Source organism: Mesorhizobium sp. WSM4842, assembly GCF_055901575.1.
The window spans coordinates 6341835-6366879 of the sequence record NZ_CM148372.1 but is presented as its reverse complement, the minus strand read 5'-3'; the positions used below and the strand labels follow the sequence as shown (position 1 = coordinate 6366879).

General features: G+C 63.2%; 27 protein-coding genes and 1 pseudogene. 19 read left to right on the top strand and 9 right to left on the bottom strand.

What is annotated here, in order from left to right; all coding sequences use genetic code 11:
* Genes ehuC through AC0NIE_RS30830 form a run of 4 tightly spaced genes read left to right on the top strand, consistent with a single transcriptional unit; the run spans window position 1 to window position 2889 of the window.
* A complete protein-coding gene (gene ehuC / locus AC0NIE_RS30845) occupies window positions 1-729 on the top strand; it encodes an ectoine/hydroxyectoine ABC transporter permease subunit EhuC (protein ID WP_287049344.1) in 729 nt (242 codons plus the stop codon).
* Complete coding sequence (gene ehuD / locus AC0NIE_RS30840; RefSeq protein WP_473486140.1) at window positions 726-1385, top strand: ectoine/hydroxyectoine ABC transporter permease subunit EhuD; 660 nt, start codon at window positions 726-728, stop codon at window positions 1383-1385. Before ehuC ends, ehuD begins: the two co-directional genes overlap by 4 nt.
* Window positions 1382-2161: an ectoine/hydroxyectoine ABC transporter ATP-binding protein EhuA gene (ehuA, locus tag AC0NIE_RS30835; protein ID WP_473486139.1), complete on the top strand. Its 780-nt coding sequence runs from the start codon at window positions 1382-1384 to the stop codon at window positions 2159-2161. The genes ehuD and ehuA overlap by 4 nt, the downstream gene beginning before the upstream one ends.
* Window positions 2158-2889 carry a GntR family transcriptional regulator gene (locus AC0NIE_RS30830; protein WP_473486138.1) on the top strand — a complete coding sequence of 244 codons (732 nt, stop codon included), beginning with the start codon at window positions 2158-2160 and terminating at the stop codon, window positions 2887-2889. Before ehuA ends, AC0NIE_RS30830 begins: the two co-directional genes overlap by 4 nt.
* 120 nt (window positions 2890-3009) lie before the next feature.
* Here the strand turns inward: AC0NIE_RS30830 and AC0NIE_RS30825 are convergent, their stop codons facing one another.
* Together AC0NIE_RS30825 and AC0NIE_RS30820 are read right to left on the bottom strand one after the other, a co-directional pair.
* Complete coding sequence (locus AC0NIE_RS30825; protein WP_473486136.1) at window positions 3010-3315, bottom strand: hypothetical protein; 306 nt, start codon at window positions 3313-3315, stop codon at window positions 3010-3012.
* A 6-nt stretch (window positions 3316-3321) separates the two neighbouring features.
* Window positions 3322-4092, bottom strand: coding sequence for a DUF899 domain-containing protein (locus AC0NIE_RS30820; RefSeq protein ID WP_473486135.1), 771 nt, complete (start codon window positions 4090-4092; stop codon window positions 3322-3324).
* Between the two features lie 137 nt (window positions 4093-4229).
* On the opposite strand from AC0NIE_RS30820, the gene AC0NIE_RS30815 reads away from it, so the two are divergent.
* Together AC0NIE_RS30815 and AC0NIE_RS30810 are read left to right on the top strand one after the other, a co-directional pair.
* Window positions 4230-5450: a helix-turn-helix domain-containing protein gene (locus tag AC0NIE_RS30815; protein WP_473486134.1), complete on the top strand. Its 1221-nt coding sequence runs from the start codon at window positions 4230-4232 to the stop codon at window positions 5448-5450.
* A gap of 9 nt (window positions 5451-5459) precedes the next feature.
* Window positions 5460-6110 (top strand): Vgb family protein, encoded by a 651-nt coding sequence (locus tag AC0NIE_RS30810; protein WP_473486132.1) that lies wholly within the window; start codon window positions 5460-5462, stop codon window positions 6108-6110.
* A gap of 265 nt (window positions 6111-6375) precedes the next feature.
* Here AC0NIE_RS30810 and AC0NIE_RS30805 read toward each other — a convergent pair whose 3' ends face one another.
* Genes AC0NIE_RS30805 through AC0NIE_RS30790 form a run of 4 tightly spaced genes read right to left on the bottom strand, consistent with a single transcriptional unit; the run spans window position 6376 to window position 9369 of the window.
* On the bottom strand, window positions 6376-6846 hold the full coding sequence (locus tag AC0NIE_RS30805) for a MaoC/PaaZ C-terminal domain-containing protein (RefSeq protein WP_473486130.1): 471 nt from the start codon (window positions 6844-6846) through the stop codon (window positions 6376-6378).
* 1 nt (window position 6847) lies between these two features.
* The gene (locus AC0NIE_RS30800; RefSeq protein WP_473486129.1) at window positions 6848-7924 is read right to left on the bottom strand and encodes a Gfo/Idh/MocA family protein; all 1077 of its coding nucleotides are present in this window, start codon (window positions 7922-7924) and stop codon (window positions 6848-6850) included.
* The gene (locus AC0NIE_RS30795; RefSeq protein ID WP_473486128.1) at window positions 7917-8246 is read right to left on the bottom strand and encodes an L-rhamnose mutarotase; all 330 of its coding nucleotides are present in this window, start codon (window positions 8244-8246) and stop codon (window positions 7917-7919) included. The genes AC0NIE_RS30800 and AC0NIE_RS30795 overlap by 8 nt, the downstream gene beginning before the upstream one ends.
* 10 nt (window positions 8247-8256) lie before the next feature.
* Window positions 8257-9369: a mandelate racemase/muconate lactonizing enzyme family protein gene (locus AC0NIE_RS30790; RefSeq protein ID WP_473486126.1), complete on the bottom strand. Its 1113-nt coding sequence runs from the start codon at window positions 9367-9369 to the stop codon at window positions 8257-8259.
* A 234-nt stretch (window positions 9370-9603) separates the two neighbouring features.
* Between AC0NIE_RS30790 and AC0NIE_RS30785 the strand changes: the two genes are divergently transcribed.
* Window positions 9604-10407, top strand: a complete 804-nt coding sequence (locus tag AC0NIE_RS30785) for an IclR family transcriptional regulator (RefSeq protein ID WP_473486125.1) — start codon at window positions 9604-9606, stop codon at window positions 10405-10407.
* 50 nt (window positions 10408-10457) lie between these two features.
* Window positions 10458-11294 (top strand): amidohydrolase family protein, encoded by an 837-nt coding sequence (locus AC0NIE_RS30780; protein WP_473486124.1) that lies wholly within the window; start codon window positions 10458-10460, stop codon window positions 11292-11294.
* Between the two features lie 171 nt (window positions 11295-11465).
* Here AC0NIE_RS30780 and AC0NIE_RS30775 read toward each other — a convergent pair whose 3' ends face one another.
* From AC0NIE_RS30775 to AC0NIE_RS30765, 3 genes and pseudogenes are all read right to left on the bottom strand, one after another.
* A complete protein-coding gene (locus AC0NIE_RS30775) occupies window positions 11466-12602 on the bottom strand; it encodes an extracellular solute-binding protein (protein WP_473486206.1) in 1137 nt (378 codons plus the stop codon).
* A gap of 20 nt (window positions 12603-12622) precedes the next feature.
* Window positions 12623-13783: a CaiB/BaiF CoA transferase family protein gene (locus AC0NIE_RS30770; protein ID WP_473486123.1), complete on the bottom strand. Its 1161-nt coding sequence runs from the start codon at window positions 13781-13783 to the stop codon at window positions 12623-12625.
* A gap of 3 nt (window positions 13784-13786) precedes the next feature.
* Window positions 13787-13873 (bottom strand): annotated as a pseudogene (locus AC0NIE_RS30765) (amine oxidase); the annotation flags it as partial.
* Between the two features lie 169 nt (window positions 13874-14042).
* On the opposite strand from AC0NIE_RS30765, the gene AC0NIE_RS30760 reads away from it, so the two are divergent.
* The 11 genes from AC0NIE_RS30760 (at window position 14043) to AC0NIE_RS30710 (ending at window position 25007) form a co-directional block, all read left to right on the top strand.
* Window positions 14043-15140: a lactonase family protein gene (locus tag AC0NIE_RS30760; RefSeq protein WP_473486121.1), complete on the top strand. Its 1098-nt coding sequence runs from the start codon at window positions 14043-14045 to the stop codon at window positions 15138-15140.
* Between the two features lie 100 nt (window positions 15141-15240).
* Entirely contained in the window at window positions 15241-16758 is a 1518-nt protein-coding gene (locus AC0NIE_RS30755) for a S10 family peptidase (protein WP_473486120.1), read from the top strand.
* 100 nt (window positions 16759-16858) lie between these two features.
* Window positions 16859-17440 carry a DUF1349 domain-containing protein gene (locus tag AC0NIE_RS30750; RefSeq protein ID WP_123146829.1) on the top strand — a complete coding sequence of 194 codons (582 nt, stop codon included), beginning with the start codon at window positions 16859-16861 and terminating at the stop codon, window positions 17438-17440.
* Window positions 17433-17729 (top strand): TOBE domain-containing protein, encoded by a 297-nt coding sequence (locus AC0NIE_RS30745; protein ID WP_473486119.1) that lies wholly within the window; start codon window positions 17433-17435, stop codon window positions 17727-17729. The genes AC0NIE_RS30750 and AC0NIE_RS30745 overlap by 8 nt, the downstream gene beginning before the upstream one ends.
* A 58-nt stretch (window positions 17730-17787) precedes the next feature.
* Window positions 17788-20469 (top strand): ATP-binding protein, encoded by a 2682-nt coding sequence (locus AC0NIE_RS30740; protein WP_473486118.1) that lies wholly within the window; start codon window positions 17788-17790, stop codon window positions 20467-20469.
* 148 nt (window positions 20470-20617) lie between these two features.
* Window positions 20618-20998 carry a hypothetical protein gene (locus AC0NIE_RS30735; RefSeq protein ID WP_473486117.1) on the top strand — a complete coding sequence of 127 codons (381 nt, stop codon included), beginning with the start codon at window positions 20618-20620 and terminating at the stop codon, window positions 20996-20998.
* Window positions 20999-21480: 482 nt separating this feature from the next.
* Window positions 21481-21735, top strand: coding sequence for a hypothetical protein (locus AC0NIE_RS30730; RefSeq protein WP_473486116.1), 255 nt, complete (start codon window positions 21481-21483; stop codon window positions 21733-21735).
* A 45-nt stretch (window positions 21736-21780) separates the two neighbouring features.
* Window positions 21781-21921, top strand: coding sequence for a GFA family protein (locus AC0NIE_RS30725; protein WP_473486115.1), 141 nt, complete (start codon window positions 21781-21783; stop codon window positions 21919-21921).
* Between the two features lie 158 nt (window positions 21922-22079).
* The gene (locus tag AC0NIE_RS30720) at window positions 22080-22790 is read left to right on the top strand and encodes an SDR family NAD(P)-dependent oxidoreductase (protein WP_473486114.1); all 711 of its coding nucleotides are present in this window, start codon (window positions 22080-22082) and stop codon (window positions 22788-22790) included.
* A gap of 212 nt (window positions 22791-23002) precedes the next feature.
* Window positions 23003-24022 (top strand): isopenicillin N synthase family dioxygenase, encoded by a 1020-nt coding sequence (locus AC0NIE_RS30715; protein ID WP_473486113.1) that lies wholly within the window; start codon window positions 23003-23005, stop codon window positions 24020-24022.
* 352 nt (window positions 24023-24374) lie between these two features.
* Window positions 24375-25007: a LysE/ArgO family amino acid transporter gene (locus tag AC0NIE_RS30710; RefSeq protein WP_473486112.1), complete on the top strand. Its 633-nt coding sequence runs from the start codon at window positions 24375-24377 to the stop codon at window positions 25005-25007.
* Window positions 25008-25045: the final 38 nt, after the last annotated feature.

Sequence of the window (25045 nt, the reverse complement as noted above, 5' to 3'; positions counted from 1 at the left end):
ATGGGGATACGTACGCTCGTTGCCATGCTGGTCGTCGCGCTTGTCGTGATCGGTGCCTTGGCAACGCAGGAATCTTACAAAGTGTTTATGCCGGGGCTGCTGCAAGGCGCGGTCCTGACGATCGAGATCGCTATCCTCGGTAGCCTGCTGGCAATCGTCATGGGCGTGCTGGCGGCGCTGGCAAGGATGTATGGCCCGGCGCCGCTCAGATGGCTGGCCACGGTCTATGTCGAGATCTTCCGCGGCACCTCGGCGCTGGTGCAATTGTTTTGGCTGTTTTTCGTGCTGCCGCAATTCGGTGTCACGCTCAACGCATTCCTGGTTGCTGTCCTGGCGCTCGGCCTGAACGTTGGTGCTTACGGGTCGGAAGTCGTGCGCGGCGCGATCCAGTCCGTCGCCCGTGGACAGTGGGAGGCGTCTACCGCATTGAACATGAGCCGCCCCCAGATGCTGCGCCGGATCATCCTGCCGCAGGCTTTTGTCGCCATGATCCCGCCTTGGGGCAATCTGTTCATCGAGCTTTTGAAATCGACAGCGCTGGTCTCGCTGATCACGCTCTCGGACCTCGCCTTCAAGGCGCAGCAAATGAACCAGAACACGTTCAAGACCATTCCGATCTTCACCCTCGTCCTGCTGATGTACCTGGCAATGTCGCTGGTTGTGACCATCGGCATGCGGCTTCTCGAAAGGCGGGCTTCGCTCGGACTGGCGCGGGGGAAGGCAGCATGATCTGGGACTGGGCATTTGCTTTTGAAATCCTGCCGGTGCTCGCCCGCGCTGCCATCGTTTCCATCGAGGCGACGCTGATCGGCTTTGCGCTTGCCGCCTCGCTTGGCCTGGTGCTGGCGGTCGTCCGCATCGCCGTGCCGTGGACCGGCTGGACGATTTCGGTGCTGGTCGAACTGATCCGGTCGACCCCGCTGCTGATCCAGATATTCTTTCTCTATTTCGTCTTTCCGAAATTTGGCGTCGTGCTCGACGCCTTCACCGCCGGGGTGCTTGCCATCGGCATCCACTACGCTGCCTATTGTTCCGAGGTCTATCGCGCCGGTTTCGACAACATCCATCGCGGCCAGTGGGAAGCCTCGGTCGCGCTCAACCTGTCGGCCTGGACGACGTTCCGCGACATCATCATTCCGCAGGCAATCCCGCCGATCGTTCCGGCGCTCGGCAACTATCTGGTTGCCTTGTTCAAGGAGACGCCATTGCTTTCCGCAATCGCCGTGCTGGAGCTGATGCAGACGGCCAAGATCATCGGCTCCGAAACCTTCCGCTACACTGAGCCGATGACGCTGGTCGGCCTGTTCTTCCTTGCCATGAGCCTGGTTTCTGCCGCGCTCATTCGCTCCCTCGAACGCCTGCTCAACCGGAGGACCATGCGATGACGGAACAACCGATGGTCCGCTTCGACAATGTTTCGAAACGCTACGGCGCGCTGACCGTTCTCGACGGGCTCAATCTGGAAATAGCACGCGGCGAGAAGGTCTCCATCATCGGCCCTTCAGGTTCCGGCAAGACCACGGTGCTGCGTATGCTGATGACGCTGGAGACGATCAATGACGGCGTCATCTGGGTCGAAGGCGAGCCGCTCACCCACATGGAGAGGAACGGCAAGCTTGTTCCCGCCGATCTCGCGCACATTCGCAAGATCCGCGCCAAGATCGGCATGGTGTTCCAGTCGTTCAACCTGTTCCCGCACATGACGGCTATGCAGAACTGCATCGAGGCCCCGATAACCGTGCTCGGCATGAAGCGCGCCGATGCCGAGGCGCGTGCGGCCGAGCTGCTCGACATGGTCGGCTTGTCGGAGAAGAAGGACCACTATCCCTCGCAGCTTTCCGGCGGCCAGCAGCAGCGTGTCGCCATCGCCCGCGCTTGCGCCATGCGGCCCAAGATCATGCTGTTCGACGAGGTGACCTCGGCACTCGACCCCGAACTCGTCGGCGAAGTGCTTGAAGTCATCCGAAAACTCGGCAGGGAACATGACCTCACCATGCTGATGGTCACCCACCAGATGGGATTTGCCAAGGAATTCTCCGATCGCGTCTGCTTTTTCCATGCCGGCAAGATCTGCGAGCAGGGGCCGCCAAGCGAGTTGTTCGGCGCCCCCAAGAACGAGCGGACACAGCAGTTCCTGCACGCTGTCCTGGAGGCTGGATGACGGTTGAGACGGATGCCACGCCCCTGGCCGTGACCGCCGCACCGCCGCGTCCGCTCTCGGCGCGGGAGCGGTTCGAGCGTATCTACCGGATACTGCGCGACCGCATCTGCCTGCTCGACTACGCGCCAGGTAGCCATCTCTCCGAGGAAGAGCTTGCCCAGGAATTCCAGATCAGCCGCACGCCGGTTCGCCGTGTCCTGGCGCGCCTCGAATCCGAGGGTCTGGTTCAATCCGTCCATGGCGTCGGCACGATCGTCACCGATGTCGACATCGAGGAATTGCAGCAGGTCTATCACTTGCGCCTGGAACTGGCGCTCCTCGTCGGCAAGCTTTCGCCGATCCCGCGCACGGCGGACGACCTCGACCGGATAAGGGCACTCATCGCGCGCTGCGATTCCGATGTGCTCAATCCCGACCAGCGCGCTTTCCTGCGCCTCAACATGGATTTTTTCTACGAGCTCACCGCGATGACCGGCAACCAGCCGCTGCGCGAGATCAGCGAGCGCCTGTATTTTCAGGTCGCGCGCGTCGTCCTGAAGATGATGCCGCAGTTGGGCCTTGTGGAGGAGTTCACTGCGTTCCGCCGCGAAATGGAAGAGGTGCTTGCCGCCGCCGAGATCGGCGACTGGGAGTCCATCGGGCACATAAGGCGAGCTCATATCTCGATGAGTTTTCGCCGCATGATGCGTCATGCAGGCGAGGCCAGCACATCCGGCGGAACTCTGTAATTTACGCTCTGAATTCCCTCTTCCGCCGGGAATGACATTTGCACAAAATCGACTGCCATCGCCATGTCGGGGCTGCGCCAGGTCGCGCGCCGGTTGCCGTTTGATCCGGCGAGCGCCGGATCACGACCGGCGGACAGCGCTTCGTCGGCTGCCAACCAGCTTCAGCCAAGGCGCCGAATGGAAGGCGCTCATCAGCAAGTACATTACGACCATTCCGCTCAGCGGCGACGCATCTCGCGCCGCCGAGCAGATCATGTCCGCATCACCGGTGACGGCCGTCAGCAGCGCCATCATTGCGAAGGTTGGCGCGGCTGCCAGGGATAGCCAGTCGGCCGCGCCGCGGGCGGCGACATTGTCGCTTGGGAAATCGGCAGATCCGCTGCCTGCGGGCGGCATCTTCTGCGTGTGGTTGGAGTGCAGTGTCATCGAACGTCAGCCTTGGCCGTACTCGTCGTGGCGGCGCCACCAGACGCCCGTCTCGTTACGCCCTTGGGGCGCGCGGTCGAGCCACTGATACATGCCCCAGAGGCCGTCCAGTCCGCGCGCATAGGTGGAATAGGCGTGGTAGACGACGCCGTCCTCGAGCACGAATGCGCTCATGCCTGGCCTCTCGCGCGTGTACGTGGCCATGTCTGTTCCGCTCATTGCAGCGAACGTCTCGGAGCCGTCGGCAGTCGTACGTGAGGGTATTTTGGCGAGAGGCGCCTCGCGTACATAGTTGTATTCGATGCCTTCCTCGCGCTGCTGCTCCTCGGTGAACGAAACGTCGAAGTCGAAATTGAAGTCGCTGCCGTGTGAGGAGGCCCAGGGGAACGTCCATCCCATCCGCCCCTTGTACGCCTGCAGCTTCGCGAGCGGTGCCCGCGATACCGCCGAAAGCATGACGTCGTGGTTGGCCAGGTGGACGACGAAGCCGTCGAATCCGTCCGCGATCGCCGAGCAGGCCGGACAGCCCGCCGTATAATCGGGCCCGAACATGAAGTGGTAGACGAGGAGCTGCGAGCGTCCCCTGAAAAGGTCTGCCAGTGAAGCGCTGCCTTCGTCGGTCTCGAATCGGTAATCCTTATCGATCCGAACCCAAGGCAATTCCTGCCGCCGCCGCGCCACCTCGTCGCTTTGTCGCGTGAGCTCCTTCTCCGCCTTGAGCAGATCAAGCCGCGCTGCCAGCCACTCCTCACGTGTTCCGGTCCTGTGTGTCGGCATCGTTCTTCTCCTCTATGTTCTGTCCTCTATGTCCTGCCTCGTTCGCACCGTTTTCGTACGGCGCGCTGGTTGTTGGTCCTGAGATAGATTAGGACCGGATTTCGAATGGTGAGAGTTACAAGTGTGACGGGATTCCGATGGACTCGCTGATCACCGCTGCGGCGCGCGCCCTCGCAACGGGTGATCCCCTCGGCGCATTGAAGCGGGTCGCCCTGCGTGACGATGCGCCTGCGCTTGCGCTGCGCGGCATCGCGATGGCGCAGCTCGGCGATCTCGTTCGAGCAAAGGCTCTCCTCAAAAGTGCTGCGCGCGCCTTCGGTCCGAAAGAGGCCGTGGCCCGGGCGAGGTGCGTCGTCGCCGAAGCCGAGATCGCACTCGTCTCGCGAGACCTCGGCTGGCCGGCGAAGGCACTCGACGCCGCGCGGTCGACGCTTGAAAAGCACGGCGACCACGTCAATGCCGCGCATGCGCGCAATCTCGAGGCTCGGCGCCTGCTCCTGATCGGACGCCTCGATGAGGCCGAGAGCAGGCTCGCCGGGTTCGACCCGACAACACTCCCACCCGCGTCGAAGGCCGCCCACGAGTTGGTGATTGCGGGGCTCGCGATTCGCCGCCTCCGGACCAAGGCGGCGCGCGTTGCGCTCGCGCGGGCCGAGCACGCCGCGCGCCAGGCGGACATTCCCGCGCTGACGGCCGAGGTTGAAGGCGCATCCCTCGTGATGAACACGCCCGCGGCGCGCCTGATCGCCCGTGGTGAAGAGCGCCCGCTGCTGCTTGAGGAGGTCGAAGCGCTGCTGGCGTCGGGGGCGCTCGTCGTCGATGCCTGCCGCAATGTCGTGCGGGACGCCGGCATGATCGTCTCGCTCGCGACGCGCCCGGTCTTGTTCGCGCTTGCGCGCACGCTGGGCGAAGCCTGGCCCGCGGACGTGCCGAGGAGCACGCTCGTCGCCCGCGCCTTCGGCGGCAAGCATGCTGATGAATCGCATCGCGCCCGTTTGCGGGTCGAAGTCGGCCGGCTTCGCGTGGAGCTGCGGTCACTGGCGGATGTGAGCGCGACCAAGCGAGGCTTTGCGCTTAAGCCGCGCCGCCGACGCGATGTCGTGGTGCTGGCGCCGCCCGTCGACGAGCAGCATGCAGCGGTGCTCGCCTTCCTCGCCGATGGCGAGTCGTGGTCGAGCTCGGCGCTCGCAATTGCGCTCGGAGCCAGCTCGCGCACCGTGCAGCGATCGCTCGAGCAGCTTGCGGCAGCAGGCAAGGTGCAGTCGTTCGGTCGCGGGCGAGCGCGTCGCTGGATGACCCCACCCGTGCCGGGATTCCCGACAATCTTGTTACTCCCCGGCTCGCTGTCGGGCTACTAGGATAGAAGCATGAAGCGATCTGCAGCCGAAGTCCTCCGCGAATATGGACCCTTTCCGGGTGTCGACCAGGTCGCTGGGGTTACGTTCGACGGTCAGCACGTCTGGTTTGCGTCAGGAGACAGACTGAACGCCCTGGATCCTGCGAGCGGCAAGGTGGTGCGCGCGATCGATGTCGCCGCGCACGCAGGAACGGCCTTCGACGGCCAGCACCTGTTCCAGATCGCTGAAGATCGCATTCAGAAGATCGATCCAAACACCGGCCGCGTACTGGCCACGATTCCGGCGCCAGGTGGCGGCGGCGACTCCGGGCTCGCCTGGGCCGAAGGTTCACTTTGGGTGGGGCAGAATCGCGGTCGCAAAATTCATCAGATCGACCCCCAGACAGGGGCAGTTCTTCGCACAATCGATTCCAACCGTATCGTCACAGGGGTCACCTGGATCGACGGCGAACTCTGGCACGGCACCTGGGAAGGTGACGAGAGCGACGTCAGGCGGATAGATCCTGAAACCGGAAAGGTTCTGGAGAAGCTCGATATGCCGCCTGGAACAGGCGTGTCGGGGCTCGAGTCCGATGGTGGCGATCAGTTCTTCTGCGGCGGTGGAAACAGCGGCAAGGTGAGAGCCATCCGCCGGCCGAGGCAGGCCTCCACGAGCAAGTAACCGAAGCGGCGCTCGCGGGCGCGCTTTCCCCTTTGACGAACCGATTGGACCGCACGGAAAAGGGACAGCGCAAACCTGAAGCGATGGAATTGCAACTGTAGGTAGTTTCAACTTGACAGGTGACGGCCGCCGCCAAGGCGGGTTTTTGTCTCGGGGTTTCGGCGCCATCTTTCACTGGCCCGCGAGATCGAGGCTGGCGGCACGAATTGACCTAACCGTCAGCCACTTCCGGGAACTTGAGGCCTGGCTAAAAAAGCGCGTTTTGTCAAACTGAGTTCGAAGCGCTGTTGGGCTTATCACGGCGCTCGACGATGTAGATGTGGTCGGCCACTAGGACCACATCGCCATGCTGGTTGATCACCTCGCAGCGTTCGATGACCCGGCCCGAATCCGGCCGCTTGGGGTCGTCTTCCCTAGCCGAGATGGTGGTGCGGGTCTTGATCGTATCGCCGATGAACACCGGCTTGATGAAGCGCAACCTGTCATAGCCGTAGGAAAAGGCGACCGGGTTGATGACGCTTGCCGTCAGCCCGACGCCGACCGAGAAGACCAGCGTGCCATGGGCGATGCGCTGGCCGAACGGCGTCGTCTTCATGAACTCGGCGTCCATGTGGTGAGGAAAAAAATCGCCGGTATGGCCGGCGTGAACGACGAAGTCGGTCTCGGTAATGGTGCGCCCGCTGGTCGTGCGCGACGAGCCGATCTTGTAGTCTTCGAAATAGACAGTCTGCTCCATGTCAGGGCCTCGCCGCGATCAGTGTTGCCGGCGCCGCGCTCGATTGGTAGGCGGCTTCAACCAGCGCCATGGTGTTCCAGGCGTCCTCGACGGAACTGACAAGTTCGGCATCCTCGCCTGACGCGTAGCGCTGAACATTGGCCATGCGGCCGACAAAGGCGTCCGGAAACCATTCGCCGACGAGCGGCACCGTAATCCAGTCGGAGCCGCCCTTCGGATAGATTTCAAGGATATCCGGCTCGCCGCGCGGATAGTCGAGATTGAGTCCCAGTTTGAGGTAGGCGGCGCCCTCGGTTCCGCAGATGCGGAACTCGCAAGCCTGGTGTTTTCGGCCAAATTTATGATCGTGATTGATCGACAGCGCACAGCGTACCGTGTCGCCATAGTCGAGGATCGCGCTGGTGCGCGTTTGCGCAACCTTGTGGCCGGGATGACCGAGCGTCTTGGCGTGAACGCCTCCGGGATCGCCGAGCAATTGCCGGATCAGGTCGAGATAATGGATCGAATGCATGGCGATCTCGACGCGCGGCGCCTTCAGCAGGAACTCCCAGAGTTGCCAGGGAGTGGCAAGCGCCAGCCAAGCGTCGAAATCGACCACGTCGCCCAGCCAGCCCTTGGCGATCGCATCCTTCAGCGCCAGCATCATCGGCGCAAAGCGGAGTTGGAAATTCACCGCCGCCTTCAGGTTTTTGGAGCGGCAGATTTCGAGGATCTCGGTCGCCTCGGTGAGATCGCTGCCCATCGGCTTCTGGATCAGCGCCACCGCACCATCGGGCAACGCCCTGAGCACGCCGGCATGATGAGCCGGCGGCGTCGCCAGATCGAAGACCGCGTCCTTGATCGCCGCGGCCTCCTCGGCCGACCGGTAAGCGGTGACACCCCATTTCTGCGCCAGTCTTTCCGCCTTGGCATGGTCGGGATCGAAAACCCCGGCGACGGGGAATCCGGCTTTCCCATAGGCCGGGAAATGCGCATCGCCGACGATCGACCCGGCGCCGAAAATCACAATCGGCTTGGGCTTTGACGGCTGTGCCCACGCCTGGGAGAGCGAGGCAGGATCGAAAACACCGTCAGTCATGATGGAAGACTTCGTCCATCGATGCCCACCACTCGCCTTCCCCGCGGGTCGGCAGCGGCTCCTGGCAGGGCATGCACAGTGCCCACCATTCCTGCGTCTTGGGATCGGCGGCCATCTTCGCCATGTCGGCGGCATAGTCGGTGCCGTGGTACTCGAAAGTGCTGAACAAAAGGTGCTCCGGCTCCTTGAGATAGATCGAATAATTCCTGATGTTGCAGGCCGAAATCATCGCAAGGACTTCAGGCCAGACGGCGGCGTGAAGCCGCACATACTCGGCGACCTTTTCCGGCTTGAGGCCGAGCACCATTCCCATCCGCTGCATTTCCGGCTCCCTACTCCATTATTTCGGTCGTGAATTCCGCGATGCTCTTCGCCTTGACCGCGTCCCAATCCCAGTCAATGCCGATGCCGGGCTCGTCGGGCGCCAATGCGTGCCCGTTCTCGATGCGCATTTTCTTGCCGGTCAACTCGTCAAGCTGGGGAATATACTCGACATATCGGCCGTTCTGAATGGCGCAGGTCAGGCTGACATGCAGTTCCATCAGGAAATGCGGGCAGACCGGGATGTCGAACGCCTCGGCAGCATGCGCGACCTTCAGCCAGGGCGTGATGCCGCCGATGCGGCCGACATCGACCTGCACGATCGAGCAGCCGCCTTTTTGCATATATTCGCGGAAGTGCCGGATCGAGTAGAGCGACTCGCCAATGGCGATCGGCGTCGACGTCGCATTCGACAGCCGCACATGGCCGTCTATGTCGTCGGCCGGCAGCGGTTCCTCGATCCAGGCGAGGTCGAGATCGCGCAGCCGCTCCGCCCGGCGGATCGCCTCGTCGACCGAAAAGCCCTGGTTGCAGTCGGTCATGATCTCGTAGGATGAGCCGACCGCCTGGCGCACCGCGGTCAGCCGGGCGAGATCCTCGGAGCCGTGCGGCTTGCCGATCTTGACCTTCGAGCCGCGAAAACCCTTGGCCTTGGCGGCCAGCGCGTCTTCGACCAGCGCCTCGGTCTCGATGTGCAGCCAGCCGCCTTCGGTCGTGTAGAGCGGACAGCGGTCCTTGGCGCCGCCGGCCAGCTTCCACAGCGGCAGGTTTTGCTTCTTCGCCCTGAGATCCCACAGCGCCGTATCGATGGCCGCGAGCGCGATTGCCGTGATCGCGCCGATCGTCGTGGCGTGGGTGGCGAATTCGAGCTCGTGCCAGATCGCCTCGATCATATCGGCGTCGCGGCCGATCAGCCGCGGCGCGAGGTGATCGGCCAGGAGCCGCATCACCGAGGAGCCGCCGGTGCCGATCGTGTAGCTGTAGCCGGTGCCGACCGCGCCGTCGGTGTCGGTGATGGTGACGATCGGTGTCTCCTGGCTGACGAAACTCTGGATCGCATCGGTGCGCTTGACCTTCGGCACCAGGTCGACCATGCGCAGTTCGACTTTTTCGATCTTTGCCATGACGTCAACCTCGCAATGTCTTGCCGGTATCGGGCAGAAAACAGATGGGCCGGCGACAGGTCCAGGCTCATTTTCACCCGGTCGCCTGGCCTTAAGCGGTTCCCGTCGCGCCGACCCGATTTGCAGGCTTAATTCATATACAAACAAAACATTTACGGGGTCGTCAAGTTTGAAAGTTCTTTCCGGATACAGCCATTGTGCGTATATGAATGTCAAAATTCACTGGGGAGTGCTATGGCGGAGGACGAGGACGAGGACCGTTATCGCGCCCCGGCGCTCGACAAGGGGCTCGACATCCTCGAGCTTCTGGCCGGCGTCGACGGCGGCCTGACGCAGGCGGAAATCGCCAAGAAGCTCGACCGCAGCCCCAACGAGTTCTACCGTATGCTGGACCGGCTGGTGCGACGCGGCTACGTCACGCGGCCCGACGGTGATCGTTATTCGCTGACGCTCAAGCTGTTTGGACTGGCGCAGTTGCACGCGCCGGTGCGGCGGCTGGTCTCCTATGCGACGCCGCTGATGCGTGAACTTGCCGAAACCTCGCAGCAGGCAAACCAGCTTGTCGTCTTCGACCGCGGTTCTGCCGTGGTTATCGCGCAGCAAGAAGCTCCGGACTATTGGGGCATCTCGATTCGTGTTGGCTCCCATATCAGCCTGTTCGACACCGGCTCCGGACATGTGTTGCTGGCGTTCCGCTCACCGGAAGAGCGGCAGATGATGATCTCCGAACATCTGCGCAGCACCGACAAGCCGCCTCAATCGCCGGAATTCTTCGCCCGCCTCGACCAGATTCGTGAACGCGGCTATGAGATGATGGCGTCGATGCAGACCGCCGGTGTCTTCAACCTGTCGGCACCCGTGCTTGGCTCGGACGGCAGGGCGATCGCCGCGCTGTCGATCCCCTACATAACCCTGGTCAACGCACCCAAGGCGCCCGATATCACCAGGACGATAGAGCTGTTGCTGGCGGCGACCGAAAAGCTGTCGCAACTGGCGGGATCAACGGTCAGGCAGGTACGTAAATTCTTATTTGAATGAAAGATTTCTCCGTGAGATGATTTGAAACGCCGAAGGAGGAGAGCGCCGTCATGATCTTCGATACCCATCTGCACCTGATCGACCAGTCGGCACTGCGCTATCCCTGGCTCTCCGGCGTGCCGGCGCTCAACCGCGATTTTTCCTACGACGAATATGCAATCCAGGCCCGCCGTGCCGGCATAGAGGGCGCGTTGCATATGGAAGTCGATGTCGATCCAGCCGACATCGAGGCCGAGACCAGCCATGTGAAAGCGCTGTCACAACAGAGGGACAGTTTGCTGCGCGGGGCGATCGCCTCCTGCCGTCCGGAAGAGCCGGGCTTTGCCGCCTATATCGAGCGCCAGCGCGCCGATCCCTTCGTCAAGGGTTTTCGGCGGGTGCTCCACGTCATGCCGGACGAGCTTTCGGAAGGCGCGCTGTTTCGCGAAAACATCAAACGGCTTGCCGGCACGCAATTGACCTTCGACCTCGTCGTCCTGCCGCACCAAATCCCCAAGGCGATTGCACTCGCCGATCTCGCGCCGGACGTGCAGTTCGTGCTCGACCATTGCGGCGTGCCCGACATCAAGGGCAGCAGTGAGCATCCCTGGCGCGAGCATATGGCGGAGATTGCGCGCCGCCCGAACGTCGTCGGCAAAATTTCCGGTGTGGTCGCCTATGCGGACACTGGATCGTGGACTATCGAAACGCTGCGTTCCTATGTGGAGCACACCATCGAATGCTTCGGCTGGGACCGCGTCGTGTGGGGCAGCGACTGGCCGGTCTGCACGCTTGGCGGCGGGCTTGCGACCTGGGTGGCGGCGACGCACGCGCTGCTTGCCGGTGCAAGCGTCGACGAACGGACAAAGCTGCTGTCCGCCAACGCGAAGCGGCTGTGGAGCTTGTAAGCCGCCTCAGATCGTCGTCGCACGTCCCGCTCGCGGCCGTGGAGCGAAACCAGTAGCACGATCACCGCGCTCGATTGCCGCCTGCGGTCGACAGCCGGAAGCCGAGGCCGATCAGCAGCGTGGGTTGCCGCGGATCAGACTGTTCATGTGTTCTCCTCCATTTAGTTGGTTTCAGGATCCTCCACCGGCAGCGCCGGGTGCCGGGAAACTCTCCACAAACAGGCGATTGAGATCGGCAACGACGCGGCCGGCATCGTGCTTCTCGGTCAGGCCGAGATTGATGCGATCGGATGCGGCCTGCTGGAAAGTCATGTAGCCATCGTGGCGTGGCCTGACCCAGGCACCCTCGAGCGTGGCGCGTGTGTCCTTGTAGAAATTGCCGGCGGCTGCGTTGACGGCTGCATCGTCCCAAGCTGCGGCATGGCCGGGCTGGCCGCCGGCCGATGCATAGGGGCCGCGCTGCACCTCGCCGCTGGCGATCCAGTAGGCAAAGTCGATGGCCTCTTGCGTGGCGTTCGAAAAGGCCGACACGGCAATGCCGGTTCCGCCGAGCGCCGAGCCGACCGGACCGGCATTGCCCTCAGCTGGAATGTCCGCGAAGGCAAGGCGGTTGCTCCGAAAGCCGGCGATGGCATAGGAGACATAGCCATAGATCAGCGGCGCGCAGGCGATCCGTGAGCCGAACCTGGCCATTTCCTCCAGGAGGTCGATCGGATCCATGCCGAGGCAGGCCGGATCGACGAGAGCCGCGATCTCGCGCATCATCTCGAAAACGCGGCTGCCTACGTCCGGGTTTACGTGGTTGCCAGGCTCTTCGACGGCGGGTCGACCGAGATTGCCGGCAAGCGTGTAGAACACCATCAGCGAATGCGGCGGCCTCATCGGCAACAGCACGCGGCCTTGCCGCGCGAGGTTGAGCACGTCGGACCAGTTCGCCGGGGCGGCGGAAAGCATATTAGGCCGCCACGCCTGCACCTGGCTCGCCGTGTCGATCGGAAACGCCCACTGCCGGCCCTGCCAGTTGTAGCTCGGATAGGACCGGCCGACGCTGCCCGCCGCCAGCGCCGCGCGTTCCGCTTCGCGGCAAACGACGTCGAGCGGCGCCAAACAGTTCTCGGCGGTGATCTGGCCGACATGCGGATGATCGATGACGATCAGATCGTAGGCACGGGCCAGTTCCTCGACCGGGAAGGATTCGAAATCCTGCAGTGAGCGCTTGTCCCATTCTATGGTGACGCCGGTGCGGTGCTTCCACAGCGCCGAACAGGCGACCATCGGATCGTAGCCGCGTGGATGGCTCCAGGTCATGCCTTTGAGCGTCACGTCGCTCACAGTCCGAATTCCTTGCGGATCATTGCGCTGTGCTCGCCGATCCGCGGCGCGGCCCGCTCGACCTTGGCGCGCACACCATCGACCCTGAGCGGCGAGCGCGTGGTGAGGATCGAGACGTCATCCTCGCGCGTCACCGTCTGCAGCATGTCGAGCACCTGGAAGCCCTCGCTGGCCATCATCTCCGGCCAGGTCAGCACCTTGGCGCACCAGATGTCGGCAGGCTCGAGGATGACAAGCCATTCGTCGACCGTCTTCGTCGCGGTTTTTTGCGCGATGATCGCCTTGATCTCGTCGCGGGCGGTGAACCAGGTCGACGGCTGATCGCGATAGGGCGCAAGCTCTTCGAGCGCCAGGAGGTCGGCCAGCTTTGGGATCGGCGTCATGGCAATCGCCAGATAGCCGTCCTTGGCCGGATAGACGCCGTAAGGCGCCGACAGATAGGCATGGGCGCTGCGGAAGGCCGATCGCCGCGGCAGGCGGCGTCCGTCATTGAGATGCGTGGTCAGCACCTCGAACTGGAAGTCGACCAGCGCTTCGAGCAGGCTGGTCTCGACATGGCTGCCCGTGCCGGTCACGCCGCGCCGCACCAGTGCGGCAAGGATGCCTTGCGCGGCGGCGGAGCCCGCCAGCATGTCGGCAATCGCCAGGCCGAAGGGCACCGGCCCCTGGTCCTCATCGCCGTTCAGCCACATCACGCCGGAGCGGGCTTGCGCCAGCAGATCCTGCCCGGGCCGCTTGACCCACGGGCCTTCCTCGCCATAGCCGCTGATCGAGGCATAGACCAGGCGCGGATTGATCTTGCGCACCGCCTCGTAGTCGAGACCCAGGCGCTCGATGACCCCGGGGCGGAAATTCTGGATCAGCACGTCGGCCTTGGCCAGCAGGCCGCGCAGCGCCGCAAGGTCGGCCTCGTCCTTGAGGTCGATGGCAAAGCTTTCCTTGGCGCGGTTGATGGCGTGGAAGATTGTAGAGTCGCCGCCGATCTCGGTGTCGCTGAGATAAAGCCGGCGCGACAGGTCACCGCCATCCGGGCGTTCGATCTTGATGACGCGGGCGCCGAGATCGAGCAGTCTCAGCGAGCAGTAGGGCCCGGATAGGAACTGGCTCATGTCGACGACGACGAGCCCGGTCAGCGGCAATTCGGCAATGGCAGCCATCGCCTATTTCTCCGTCTTGCCGGCGAAATCGGCCGGATTGCGGTATTTCACCGTCTGCAGGTGCTCGCAATAAAGCACGAGCTCTCCTTCGCGATCACCACTGCCGACGAACCGTGGAACAGCGAATTGCATGATCTATCCTCCCGTCAATCTTCTTTTGTGAATAAACTTTTCACATATGGGATTGCCTTGCAAGCGTGAACAGGCGAAATTTCGCGCGAATCCGCGGCGGCCAACGCCGCGGAACAAGGGAGGATTTATGCGGAATGCCTGTCTGGTCTTTGTCGGCAGTCTCAACCGCGAGGCGCCTTATTTTCAGGGCGCGCGCGGCGTCGGGCTCGGCGTCTACAGCTTCGACGAAGAGACGCTGGAGACGAGGAAACTGACTGAGACGGGTGACATCGACAATCCGACCTTTCTCTCGGTGACGCCGGACGGCTCCCACGTCTATGCCAATTCCGAGGTGCTCACCTGGCGCGAGGGCGTGGTCTCGGCCTACCGCTTCGACAGGCAAGCCGCCGCGCTTTCCTACATCAACAAGCAGCCGACCCTTGGCAGCATCACGGCGCACAACACCATCACGCGCGACGGGACGAAGCTCCTGGTCGCCAATTACGGCATCGGCGAAGGCGGTCCCGATCGCTCGGTCGTCGTCTATGGGCTGCGCGAGGACGGTGGTCTGACCGCGCCGTTGTCGAGCGTTACCCATACAGGGACTGGTCCCGACACAACTCGCCAGGAACGCTCCCATGCTCACAGCGTAACCGAGACGATTGCCGGCGGCGTGGCGATCGTCGCCGATCTCGGCATCGATCGGCTTGTCTCGTACCGCATCGGGCGTGACGGCAGCCTGACCAGACTGGCGGAGTCGGTGCTTGCGCCCGGCGCCGGCCCACGTCACGTGGCGCTGCACCCAGGCGGGCGCTTCGTATTCGTGATGAACGAACTGGATTCAACGGTGGCGTCGCTTGCGCTCGACGATACGACAGGAAGGCTCTCGGTCATCGACACGATGCCGGCGGTCCCGGAGCAGGCGCGCGGCGGCAATCATTGCGCCGACATCCAGATCTCGCCCGATGGCCGCTTCCTCTACGGTTCCAACCGCGGCCATGACAGCGTTGCGGTGTTTTCTGTCGACCAGCAGACTGGCACGCTCGCGCTCGTCGACTATGCGCCGTGCGGGGGCGCCACGCCGCGCAATCTGGCACTGACGCCCTCGGGCGGCCATCTCTTCTCGGCCAACCAGAACGCCGACCGCATCTCGATTTTCGCGCGCGACGCGGCCACGGGCGGGCTGGCCGACACCGGGCGATCCATCGATGTCGGAACGCCGATGTGCGTGAAGATCGTGCGTTGAAAGCCTCGGTCTCCTTCCAGCAGCGAGGGCGTGCACGGTCCTGTGATTTCGGCTGAGCCATCAGCGTGGTAGCTTCCAGTCGTTCCGCTGCGGAGTCGCCATGCGTACCAAGCTGCTAGAAATCACCCTTGCTATGCTGCTGCTGGCTGGCGGCCTTCCAGCCGGCCATGCGGAAGTGGCCGAGCGGCCGTCGCCTTCGGGCGGCGTTCTGTCGCTGCTTCCGCCGCCCCAGGTCTCTGATCATTCGATCGTCATCGCGGGACGCACGCTCAACTATCAGGCGAGGGCCGGCACGCTGTCGTTGCTATCGGGCAAGGGCGAGGTCACCGCGGAAATCTTTCATGTCGCCTACACGCTGCGTCCCGAGCCAAGCCGGGAACCTGATCCCCAGCGCCCGATCACGTTCGTGTTCAACGGTGGTCCCGGAGCGGCTTCCGCCTATCTGCATCTCGGCGCGCTCGGTCCGCGCGTGATGGCGACGGCGGCTAATGGAAGTTTTCTCCCATCGCCGCAGCGGCTTTTGGACAACCCGAACACCTGGCTCGACGTGACCGACCTGGTCTTTGTCGACCCGGTCGGAACGGGTTACAGCCGCGAAGCACCCGGAACCGAGGCACGCAGCTTCTGGGGCGTCAACCAGGACGCCGCCGCGATGGGCGCCTTCATCCGGCTCTATCTGGCGCAGGCGGGCCGCACGGCGTCGCCAGTGTTTCTGGCCGGCGAAAGCTATGGTGGGTTTCGGGCGGCACTGCTTGCCAAGACGCTTCAGGATGATATCGGCATCAGTCCTCGCGGCATCGTGCTCATCTCGCCGGCGCTCGAATTCACACTCGTGCGGCCCGACGAGTTCCAGCCGCTCCATTGGGCGCTTGAACTGCCGTCGCTAGCGGCGGTGCGCCTGCGCAGCGAAGGCGTCACCGGTTCCGAACTGCAGGAGCGGTTGGCCGATGTCGAACGCTATGCGCTTGGCGACTACCTCGTCGCGCTCGCCAGCGGGCTCGAACAGGGTGGGCGCCTGGCGAGCCCGCGCGTTGCCGAAATCACCGGCCTGCCGCTCGAACTCGTCAAACGAAACTTTGCGCGCATTCCCACCGCCCTCTTCGCCAAGGAGTTTGCGCGGGCAAGGGGCAATGTCCTCAGCGCCTATGACGGCACGATCGAAACCGCAGACATCGCTCCGGAAAGCCCAAGGCCTCGCGGCCCTGATCCGGTGCTCGACCGAAGTGTGCCGGCGCTCACATCCGCCTTTGTCAGCTATATCAGGGAGGAACTGAAATTCCGCACCGATCTAAGCTACCGGCTTCTCAACCGTGAAGTCAGCGGCAATTGGGATTACGGGACGAGCCCGACGCGACAGGGCTATGTCGGCGTGATGGATGACCTTCAGCAGGCTCGCGTGCTAAATCCCGGCCTCGGCATTTTGATCGTCAACGGCTACACCGACCTGGTGACACCCTATCTGGTGTCACGCTACCTGGTCGGCCAGGTTCCTTCGCTTCCCGGCGCCAAGCCCATCCGCGTCGACCTGCTGGAAGGCGGCCACATGATGTATTTCAGGCCAGACAGCCGGCGCGCGCTGAGAGAGGCCGCGTCCGAGCTTTACCAAGCGCCGAAATGAAACGGTTGAAGCCGGGTACAAATGATCTGGATGAGATCGTAGCCGCCTCTTCGCATGAGCGACGGACAAGGCAAGGCGAACTGGAGAGACGAGCAAGTCGATGACATCTCAGAATGCAGAACTGACCTGGCTCAACCCGCCACCGCATCATGCTTTCGGCGACAGCTCCGTGCATGTGCGGACCGGCAAGGAGACCGATTTCTGGCGCGAGACGTTTTATGGCTTCTGGCGCGACAATGGCCACTTCCTCTACCGGCAGGTCGAGGGCGACTTCAGCGCCGAGGTCACCGTCAAGGGGGACTACAAGGTGCTCTATGATCAGGCCGGTTTGATGGTCCGGCTGAGCGAGACGCACTGGGTCAAGGCCGGCATCGAGTTCACCGACGGGCTGGCATATTTTTCCGTCGTCGTCACCAATGATGCTTCCGACTGGTCGTTGGTCAGCATCCCGGCTGGTCCGGACGGCGTCAGGATCCGGCTGACCCGCCATGCCGGGACCATCCGTGTTCAGTATCTTGATGCCTCCGACCATCACTGGAAGCCGGTGCGGCTCGCCTACTTCCCGCCCTCGAAAACAGTCGATATCGGCATGATGTGCTGTTCGCCGCAACGTGAAGGTTTCGAAGTCACATTCAGCGATTTTTCGGTCGGCCCGGCGATCTCGAGGGAACTCCATGACTGATGCGTCGTGGCACCGGATCGGGGCGCCGCTTTCACAGCAGCATCGTTCCGACAGGCGAATAGGCGGCAAGGTGATCGTCTCAATCCGACCGGAATCCTTCCGCTTCAACCGGGACAACGACACCACGCAATCGGCGGTGGGACGGGTCGAGGATGTCATCTTCATCGGCAGCAGGTCTTTCTACACTATCTGCCTAGCCGACGGCGTTCGCGCCGTCGGCAGCCATCCACGATGCGATCGAAGACGAAATAGACGAAAGCCGTCATTCCAATCAATCCGCGTGAAATGACGTTGTTGCACTCGAGGCTTACTGCTGTACCTTCAAGGTTAAGGAGGCGTGAGCTTTTATGCTGCTTGAGCGAGAGGGGCCGCTTGGAACTTTGTTGGCTAGCGCCGAGAGAGCTGCGGCCGGACACGGCGGGACCGTGCTGGTGGACGGCGAAGCGGGCGTCGGCAAGACTTCCCTCCTGCGCGAATTCGCGGAAAACGCGGACAGGAATTACCGGATGCTGTGGGGCTGGTGCGAGGCGCTCTTCACACCGCGCCCGCTCGGTCCTCTTCAGGACATGGCGCACCTGCTAGACCCCCGCGTGGCGGAGCTGCTCGAGGAGACCGCGGCGCCGGAGCGGCTTTTTCCGGCGTTGTTGAATGCGCTTCAGCACACCAAGAGCACGACCGTGCTCGTCTTCGAGGACATGCAATGGGCCGACAATGCGACACTTGACCTGGTAAGATACCTCGGTCGCCGCGTCTCCCTGCTTCGCACGATGCTGGTGCTCAGCATGCGCAGAGACGAGATAAGTGCCGATCATCCTCTGACCCACGTGCTCGGCGACCTTCCGTCCGCCTCGGTGAGCCGCGTGACCCTGGAACCGCTGTCTTCCCAGGCGGTGACGGTGCTGGCCGAGCGGGCCGGCCGCTCCGCCGACGGGCTTTATCGCATTACCGAGGGCAATCCCTTCTTCGTCACCGAACTCCTGTCTAGCAGTGAGATCGAATCGGGGCGCGTGCCCGATTCCATACGCGATGCGGTCTGGTCGCGCTTGTCGCGCCTGACCCCAGGAGAGCGCGAGGTGCTGGAGGTCATGAGCATCATGCCGGGCAGCGTTGAGCCGTGGCTGATCCGGGCACTTCTCGGGGACGAGACCGAAGTTCTCGTGGATCAGTGCGTGGGACGGGGATTGCTGCGGCGGGATGTTCAAGGCGCGCTGACGTTTCGCCACGAGCTTGCCAGGGAAGCGACGCTCGACCGCCTCGCTCCGTCTCTCCAACGGTCGCTGCATGCGAAAGTCGAAGCGGCACTCTCCGAACTTCCGGCGGCGCAGGCAAGCGCTCTACTGTCGCGACGGGTACACCATGCCGGCGGCGCCGACAACGGCGAACGCGTCCTGGAGCTCGCGCCGCAGGCCGCCGAGCAGGCCGCGCGTCTGGGCGCGCATAGAGAGGCGGCTTCACATCTGGCGACCGCACTCCGATACGTTTCAGAGGCTCCGTCGGCGCTGGCTGCCCAGCTTTGTGAAGACTGGGCCTACGAGGCGGGCCTGTCACTGTTCGTCTACGATGAAATCATCGAGGCGCGGCATCGCGCCATTGCGATCTGGCGGGAGCTTGGGCGCATCGACAAGGTCGGGGCCAATCTGCGCTGGCTGTCGCGTCTCCACTGGCGCCGCGGAGAGGGTCAGGAGGCGGAAGACTACGCGGATCAGGCAGTGCGTGAAGTGGAGAACCTGCCGCCTGGGCCGGAACTGGCGATGGCCTACAGCACGCGCTCGCAGCTACACATGCTGCATTATCGCTTCAACGAGGCGATCGAATGGGGCGAGCGCGCGATCAGCCTGGCGGACCGGTTGGGTGAGGTCGAGACACGCGTCCACGCCCTGAACAATGTCGGCACAGCGCTGATGTTCGCCGACCGCCCGGGCGGGCGTGAGCGGTTGGAGGAAAGCCTTTCCCTGGCGCTCGATCACGGGTTTCACGACCATGCGTCGCGAGCCTATACGAACTTCGCCGAATGCGCGGTAGTGGCCAAGGACTTCGCCTTGGCCGAACGGCTGCTCGCGGAAGGGATTGCGTATTGCGCCAGGCACGACCTCGATTCGGCTGCGCAATACCTGCTCGGCCGGCAGGCACAGCTTCGTACCGAGCAGGGCCGCTTTCGCGAGGCCGAGACGATTGCCCAAGGCGTCATGAATCTGGAACGCCTGCCGATGGTGATGCACCTGCCGGCTCTGACAGAACTCGGCAGGGCGCGGATCCGGCTGGGTGAACCCAGTGGCGCGGCCCTGCTGGAGCAGGCGCTCCAGGAGGGTCTGACGACCGGCGAGGCTCAACGCGTCATACCGGTTCGCTTGGCGCTGGCCGAGGCCGCCTGGCTTGCCGAGGAGCCCGGCGCCGGTCACGAGCAGCTGACGGCCCTCACCGAAATGGACCTCGACAATTTCCGTCCCTGGGACGTCGGTGAACTGGCAGTCTGGTGGCAGCGCTGCGGAATGGCGGGATCGCTGCCGGTGCCGGCCGGCCGCATTATTCCTTTGCCGCAAGCATTGGAACTCCGCGGCGACCCGACGGCGGCCTCGGCAGAATGGTCCCGCCTGGGTCTTCCCTATGAGTCAGCGCTCGCCCTCATGCAGGTCCGCGGAACCGATGCCGGCGCGGCGCTGGCTCGCGCCGTGGCTACATTCGAGGGCGTCGAAGCGCGCCCCGCGGCAGCGCTGGCGCGAAAGCTGGCGCAGCGCATCGGAGCTGCCAATCAGCTGCCGAAGCAGCGCCGGGGGCCGTACACCGTGGCTAGGCAGCATCCACTGGGCCTGACGAGGCAAGAACAACAGGTACTCACAATGATCGCTCAAGGTTTGGGCAACAAGGAGGCGGCACGGCGTCTGTCGCGCTCGCCGCGGACAATCGAGCACCAGGTCTCCGCCGTGCTCGGCAAATTCAACGCAGCAAACCGGATGGAAATTCTGCTCCGCCTTCGCGGCGAGCCCTGGCTTTTGCCGTCGGCAGTTGCGCTGCAAGTCCGTGAAAACTAGGCAAGCCCGTGAAAAACTAGGAGATCAGCTGCCGGGAAACTAGGTGACCGTACCGATGTGCGCGAATGCCCCCGCGCATAGGTTGCGCTTGTGAGTTTGGAACAGACTGCGAAGCAGTCCATGAGCTCGCCAATCGGAGAGAATAGCAATGATCAGATATTCTACCGCATTTGCGACGGTCTTGCTCGCCACCACGATCGTGGCCGCGGCTTCGGAACTTGCGCCGGGGAACGGCCACAGCATCCATTTCGGCCACGTCAAAGGCGTCGTCTACTACACGGTCGAGCAGGACGGCTACCGGGTCATTGCGACCCTGGCTTCAGGGGCCGATGCGCAGCCGATGCGGTTCGTCTCCACGCTCGGACCGGGGCAAAACATGGTGATCTCCTTGCCTCAAGCCGTCGGCCAGCCATCTCTCGATTTCGAGATTATGCGAGACGGCGCCACGGTTCTCGTGAGCGAGCCCGCTGCCACTCCGATGGCCGATCCGATGGAACAAGCATCGATCCAGGATGCTCTCGACCGGTGAGCCGGTAATGGGCGGCCGCTCGGTGCGACTGCGGTCTCTTATTGGACCTGGAGCCTTTTCGCCGCATCGCATCTTTCCATTGTCGCCTACACCCTCGTAGCGGTGCGGGACTGGCAGATGGTGACGGCGCTCGCGATCAACGCTGTTTGCTGCATTTCCATCATCCTGCTCGGTTTCGTAAGCGCCGTGGGCATCGGAGCCACCGCGGACTGCATGGCGATACCGCTGCATACAAAAACGCGTCGTTCCCGACGGGCGCCTATCGCCTGGAACCGCACGAAAAGTAGGTAATTCCCGCAAAAGCAAGAACACGCCCGCGAAAACTGGGAAACCGGCCGCCCAAAAATGGGTGATGGCACCGATTTGCGTACCCGCCGGCACGCATAGAGTTGGGCTCGCAGCGTGGAAGACTTTCCCAAGATCATTCACGCCTTCCTGATCCGAAGGAAGAGGGCAGTGGGGTGAGGCACAGGAAGCCGCCGATGGCGTCGAAATCGCGCGCCGTCGGCGGGTGCGCGCACCGATCCTTCAAGTCGGTAGCGCCGCCCCTCTGCGATCCACGCAAGATCAGGAGGGTGCCGTTCGAATTCGCCCTAATCCCGCAGCAGATCGGACATCAGTTTGAAGAAGCGGTCCGCATCGACCTCGTGCGCGATGCGGGCATTGTCCTTTTCGCTACGCAGGGGCCATTCACCACACCAGCGGCTGTGCTGGCGCCGAAACCCTCGATGTCATAACGATCCAACCGCACTACTCGATTGCGGCGGATCACGGAGGACCGGATGGCGACGGGACGTTGTCTCTGCGGCGGCGTGCGCTACGAGATTGCAGGCGAGCTTGCTCAGCCGATCGCCTGGCATTGCTCAATGTGCGCGCACCAGCGGCAACTTTGCCGTAATGGCGGGCTGCAAGTCGACCCTTGATCGGCCGACCGGCCCTCGTCTCGGCGGACATATTTTATGTCGGCTCGAAATCCGTTTTTTACGATCTGGCGACGGTCTACCTCGGAAACACGAGTGGTAGGACCTGAATCGCCGCACTAGAATCCGTACCATACCAGAATCCGTAAAGGAGAAGCTCCATGACATCGGACGTGGCAATTATCGCTGGAGCAGGGCCGGGGCTGAGCGCCTCGCTTGCACGTCTTCTCGCCAAGGAGGGCTTCCGCGTGGTCCTGGCTGCCCGCGACGTCGGCAAGCTGAGCGCGCTGGTCGACGAGACCGGAGCGTTGGCGGTCGAGACGGACGTTGCCGATGTCGCGTCGGTCGAAAACCTGTTTGACGTCGCCGACAAGGCCGGTCCTCTGTCGCTTGTGGTTTTCAACGCCAGCGGCCGCGCCCGCGGACCGATCGCCGACCTCGAACCCGAAGCGGTCAGACAGGCATTGCTGGTCGGCGCCTATGGCGGGTTCCTGGTCGGCCAGCAGGCCGCGCGCCGGTTGCTTTCCCGCGGCTCCGGCTCGATCCTGTTCACCGGCGCCACTGCCAGCATCAAAGGGTTTCCGGGTTCGGCCGGCTTTGCCATGCCAAAGTTCGGCCTGCGCGGACTGGCCCAATCCATGGCCCGCGAACTTGCGCCGAAAAACATCCATGTCGCGCATTTCATCATCGACGGTGTGATCGCGCCGAACGAGCCCCGACAGAATAGGCCCGAACAGGCCAGCGAACCCGACCGGCAGGATCGCCGGCTGTCTCCTGACGCGATCGCCGAAACCTATCTCGCAATCCACCGGCAGCATCGCAGCGCCTGGACTTGGGAGCTCGAACTCAGGCCGTGGGTCGAAAATTTCTGAGTCTCAGCCGGACTGCAATTCGTGCATATGGTTGCCATGATGCCTTCGGGCCATGGAACACCCGTTCGGACGTTATTTGCCTGCCGGCCGCCAAACGCAGCGCTGACTTTCTCCCATTGGCATCGAGATTGGATCGACCGTTGCTTTGATCGCAACGACCTGCGTGTCACCGTAGAGGCCTGATCCAAGCCTGAGGCAGGAGGAGGTTGACCATGGCCAGGATTGTACCCGTGCTCGATCTCAGCCGTCTCGAACAGGGCGCGTCGGAGCGTCGGACCTTTCTGTTCGACCTGCGCACGGCGGCCCGCGATGTCGGCTTCTTCTATCTCAGCGGCCACGGAATTTCGGCTGTGGAGATCGACCAGGTGCTCGACGCCTCGCGCCGGTTCTTTGCCTTGCCGGAAACCGACAAGCTGGCCATCGAAATGGTCAAGTCCCCGCAATTCCGCGGCTACACGCGCACCGGTGGCGAACTGACCAAGGGCAAGGCCGATTGGCGCGAACAGCTCGACATCGGCGTCGAGCGTCGACCCATACCACAGGGGCCGCGCATTCCTGCCTGGACGCGGCTGCAAGGGCCGAACCAGTGGCCTTCGGTCCTGCCGGAACTCAAGCCGGCGCTGCTGGCATGGCAGACCAGGGCGACGGCGGTGGCGATCCGCCTGCTGAAGGCTTTCGCGCTGTCGCTCGACCAAGCCGAGGATGCTTTCGATCCGGTCTATAGCGGTGAGCCCAACCATCGCATGAAGATCGTGCGCTATCCCGGACGCGGCGCAACCGGCGGCGACCAGGGCGTCGGCGCACACAAGGACGGCGGTTTCCTGACGCTCCTGCTTCAGGACGACAACAGGGGGCTGCAGGTCGAATACGACGGAAGCTGGGTGAATGTGGATCCCATCCCCGGAACGCTGGTAGTAAACATCGGCGAGCTCCTCGAACTGGCATCGAACGGTTATCTCAGGGCGACGGTCCACCATGTCGTCACGCCGCCGGCCGGTGTCGAGCGGATTTCCGTTCCGTTCTTCTTCAGCGCCCGGCTCGATGCGACGATCCCCTTGCTCACCCTGCCTGAAGAACTGGCTGCCGAGGCGCGCGGACCGGCGAGCGATCCGGACAATCCGCTGTTTCGCGATGTCGGCACCAACGTGCTGAAAAGTCGCTTGCGCTCGCATCCTGACGTGGCGCGCCGGCACTATGCAGATCTCCTTGAGACGGGGGCGTCGCCCGTCTGAAGACGTCAGAGCAATAGAACAGGAATTTTCGTTATCCCGCCGGCTTTTGGAATTTGGTTCGTCGCCAGCGCGCCCAAACAAGCTCAAACAGGTAAGACCGTTCGACGGTTTCCTCCCATTCCGTTGAACGGCGTTCCCCTCTGAAGGTTGTAACCTTCTTTTGGCCGGGCCGTATTCGAGCCCGGCCATTTTTTTCGTGCGATTTCGGCAAATCAGCTGTGGTCGTCGAACCATGAACTGGGGCTGCCGGCTTTGCCGTAAGCGATCCATATGCGCCTGCCTTCCACACTGCGTCGCGTGGGAGGCGGCAGATGCAGAAGGGTGCGGGACCGAAAAAGCCAGGTGGCGTCACATGACAGCCGACGCCCTGTTGTCGCCGGCAGCGTCCGGCTTCGTGTTCGGCCTCGGGCTTATCTTTTCCCTCGGCCCCCAGAACCTCATGCTGATCCAGGCGGGACTGACGCGCAGCCACCCCCTTGCGGTCGCTTCCACCGGTTACGTCTCGGAAATCGCTTTGGTGACCATGGGAATCGGCGGGCTTGGAACGCTGCTGACGCACCATCCCGCAATCTCCGGTGTCCTGCAGGCGGTATGCGCCGTATTCCTCGCCTGGTGGGGCGCGCGCACCTTGCTCAACATCAGCCGCAAACGCAGGACGGCAGCTGCCACAACAGGTGGCAAGTCCCGATCTCGGGCGATCGGGTCGATGCTTGCCGTCACCTGGCTCAATCCTCTGGTTTGGCTCGAGGCGATGTTTCTCGTCGGCGTTCTCTCGTTCAGCTACGGCAGCGAGGAACAGGCGGGGTTCGCAGCCGGGTTCCTCACGGCTTCCGCAATCAAGTTCTATGGCTGGAGCCTGGCCGGGGTGAGCCTGTCGCGTCGCTTCGACCGCCCGATCTACCGCAGGCGGATGGACGCGATCGCCGGTCTCGTTCTGATCCTGGCAGCCCTTCTCCTGGCCGCAAACATCCTGAACGGAGCTTGAGTGATGACCGCCAGACCCTCGATAGCCCAGGATTTCGT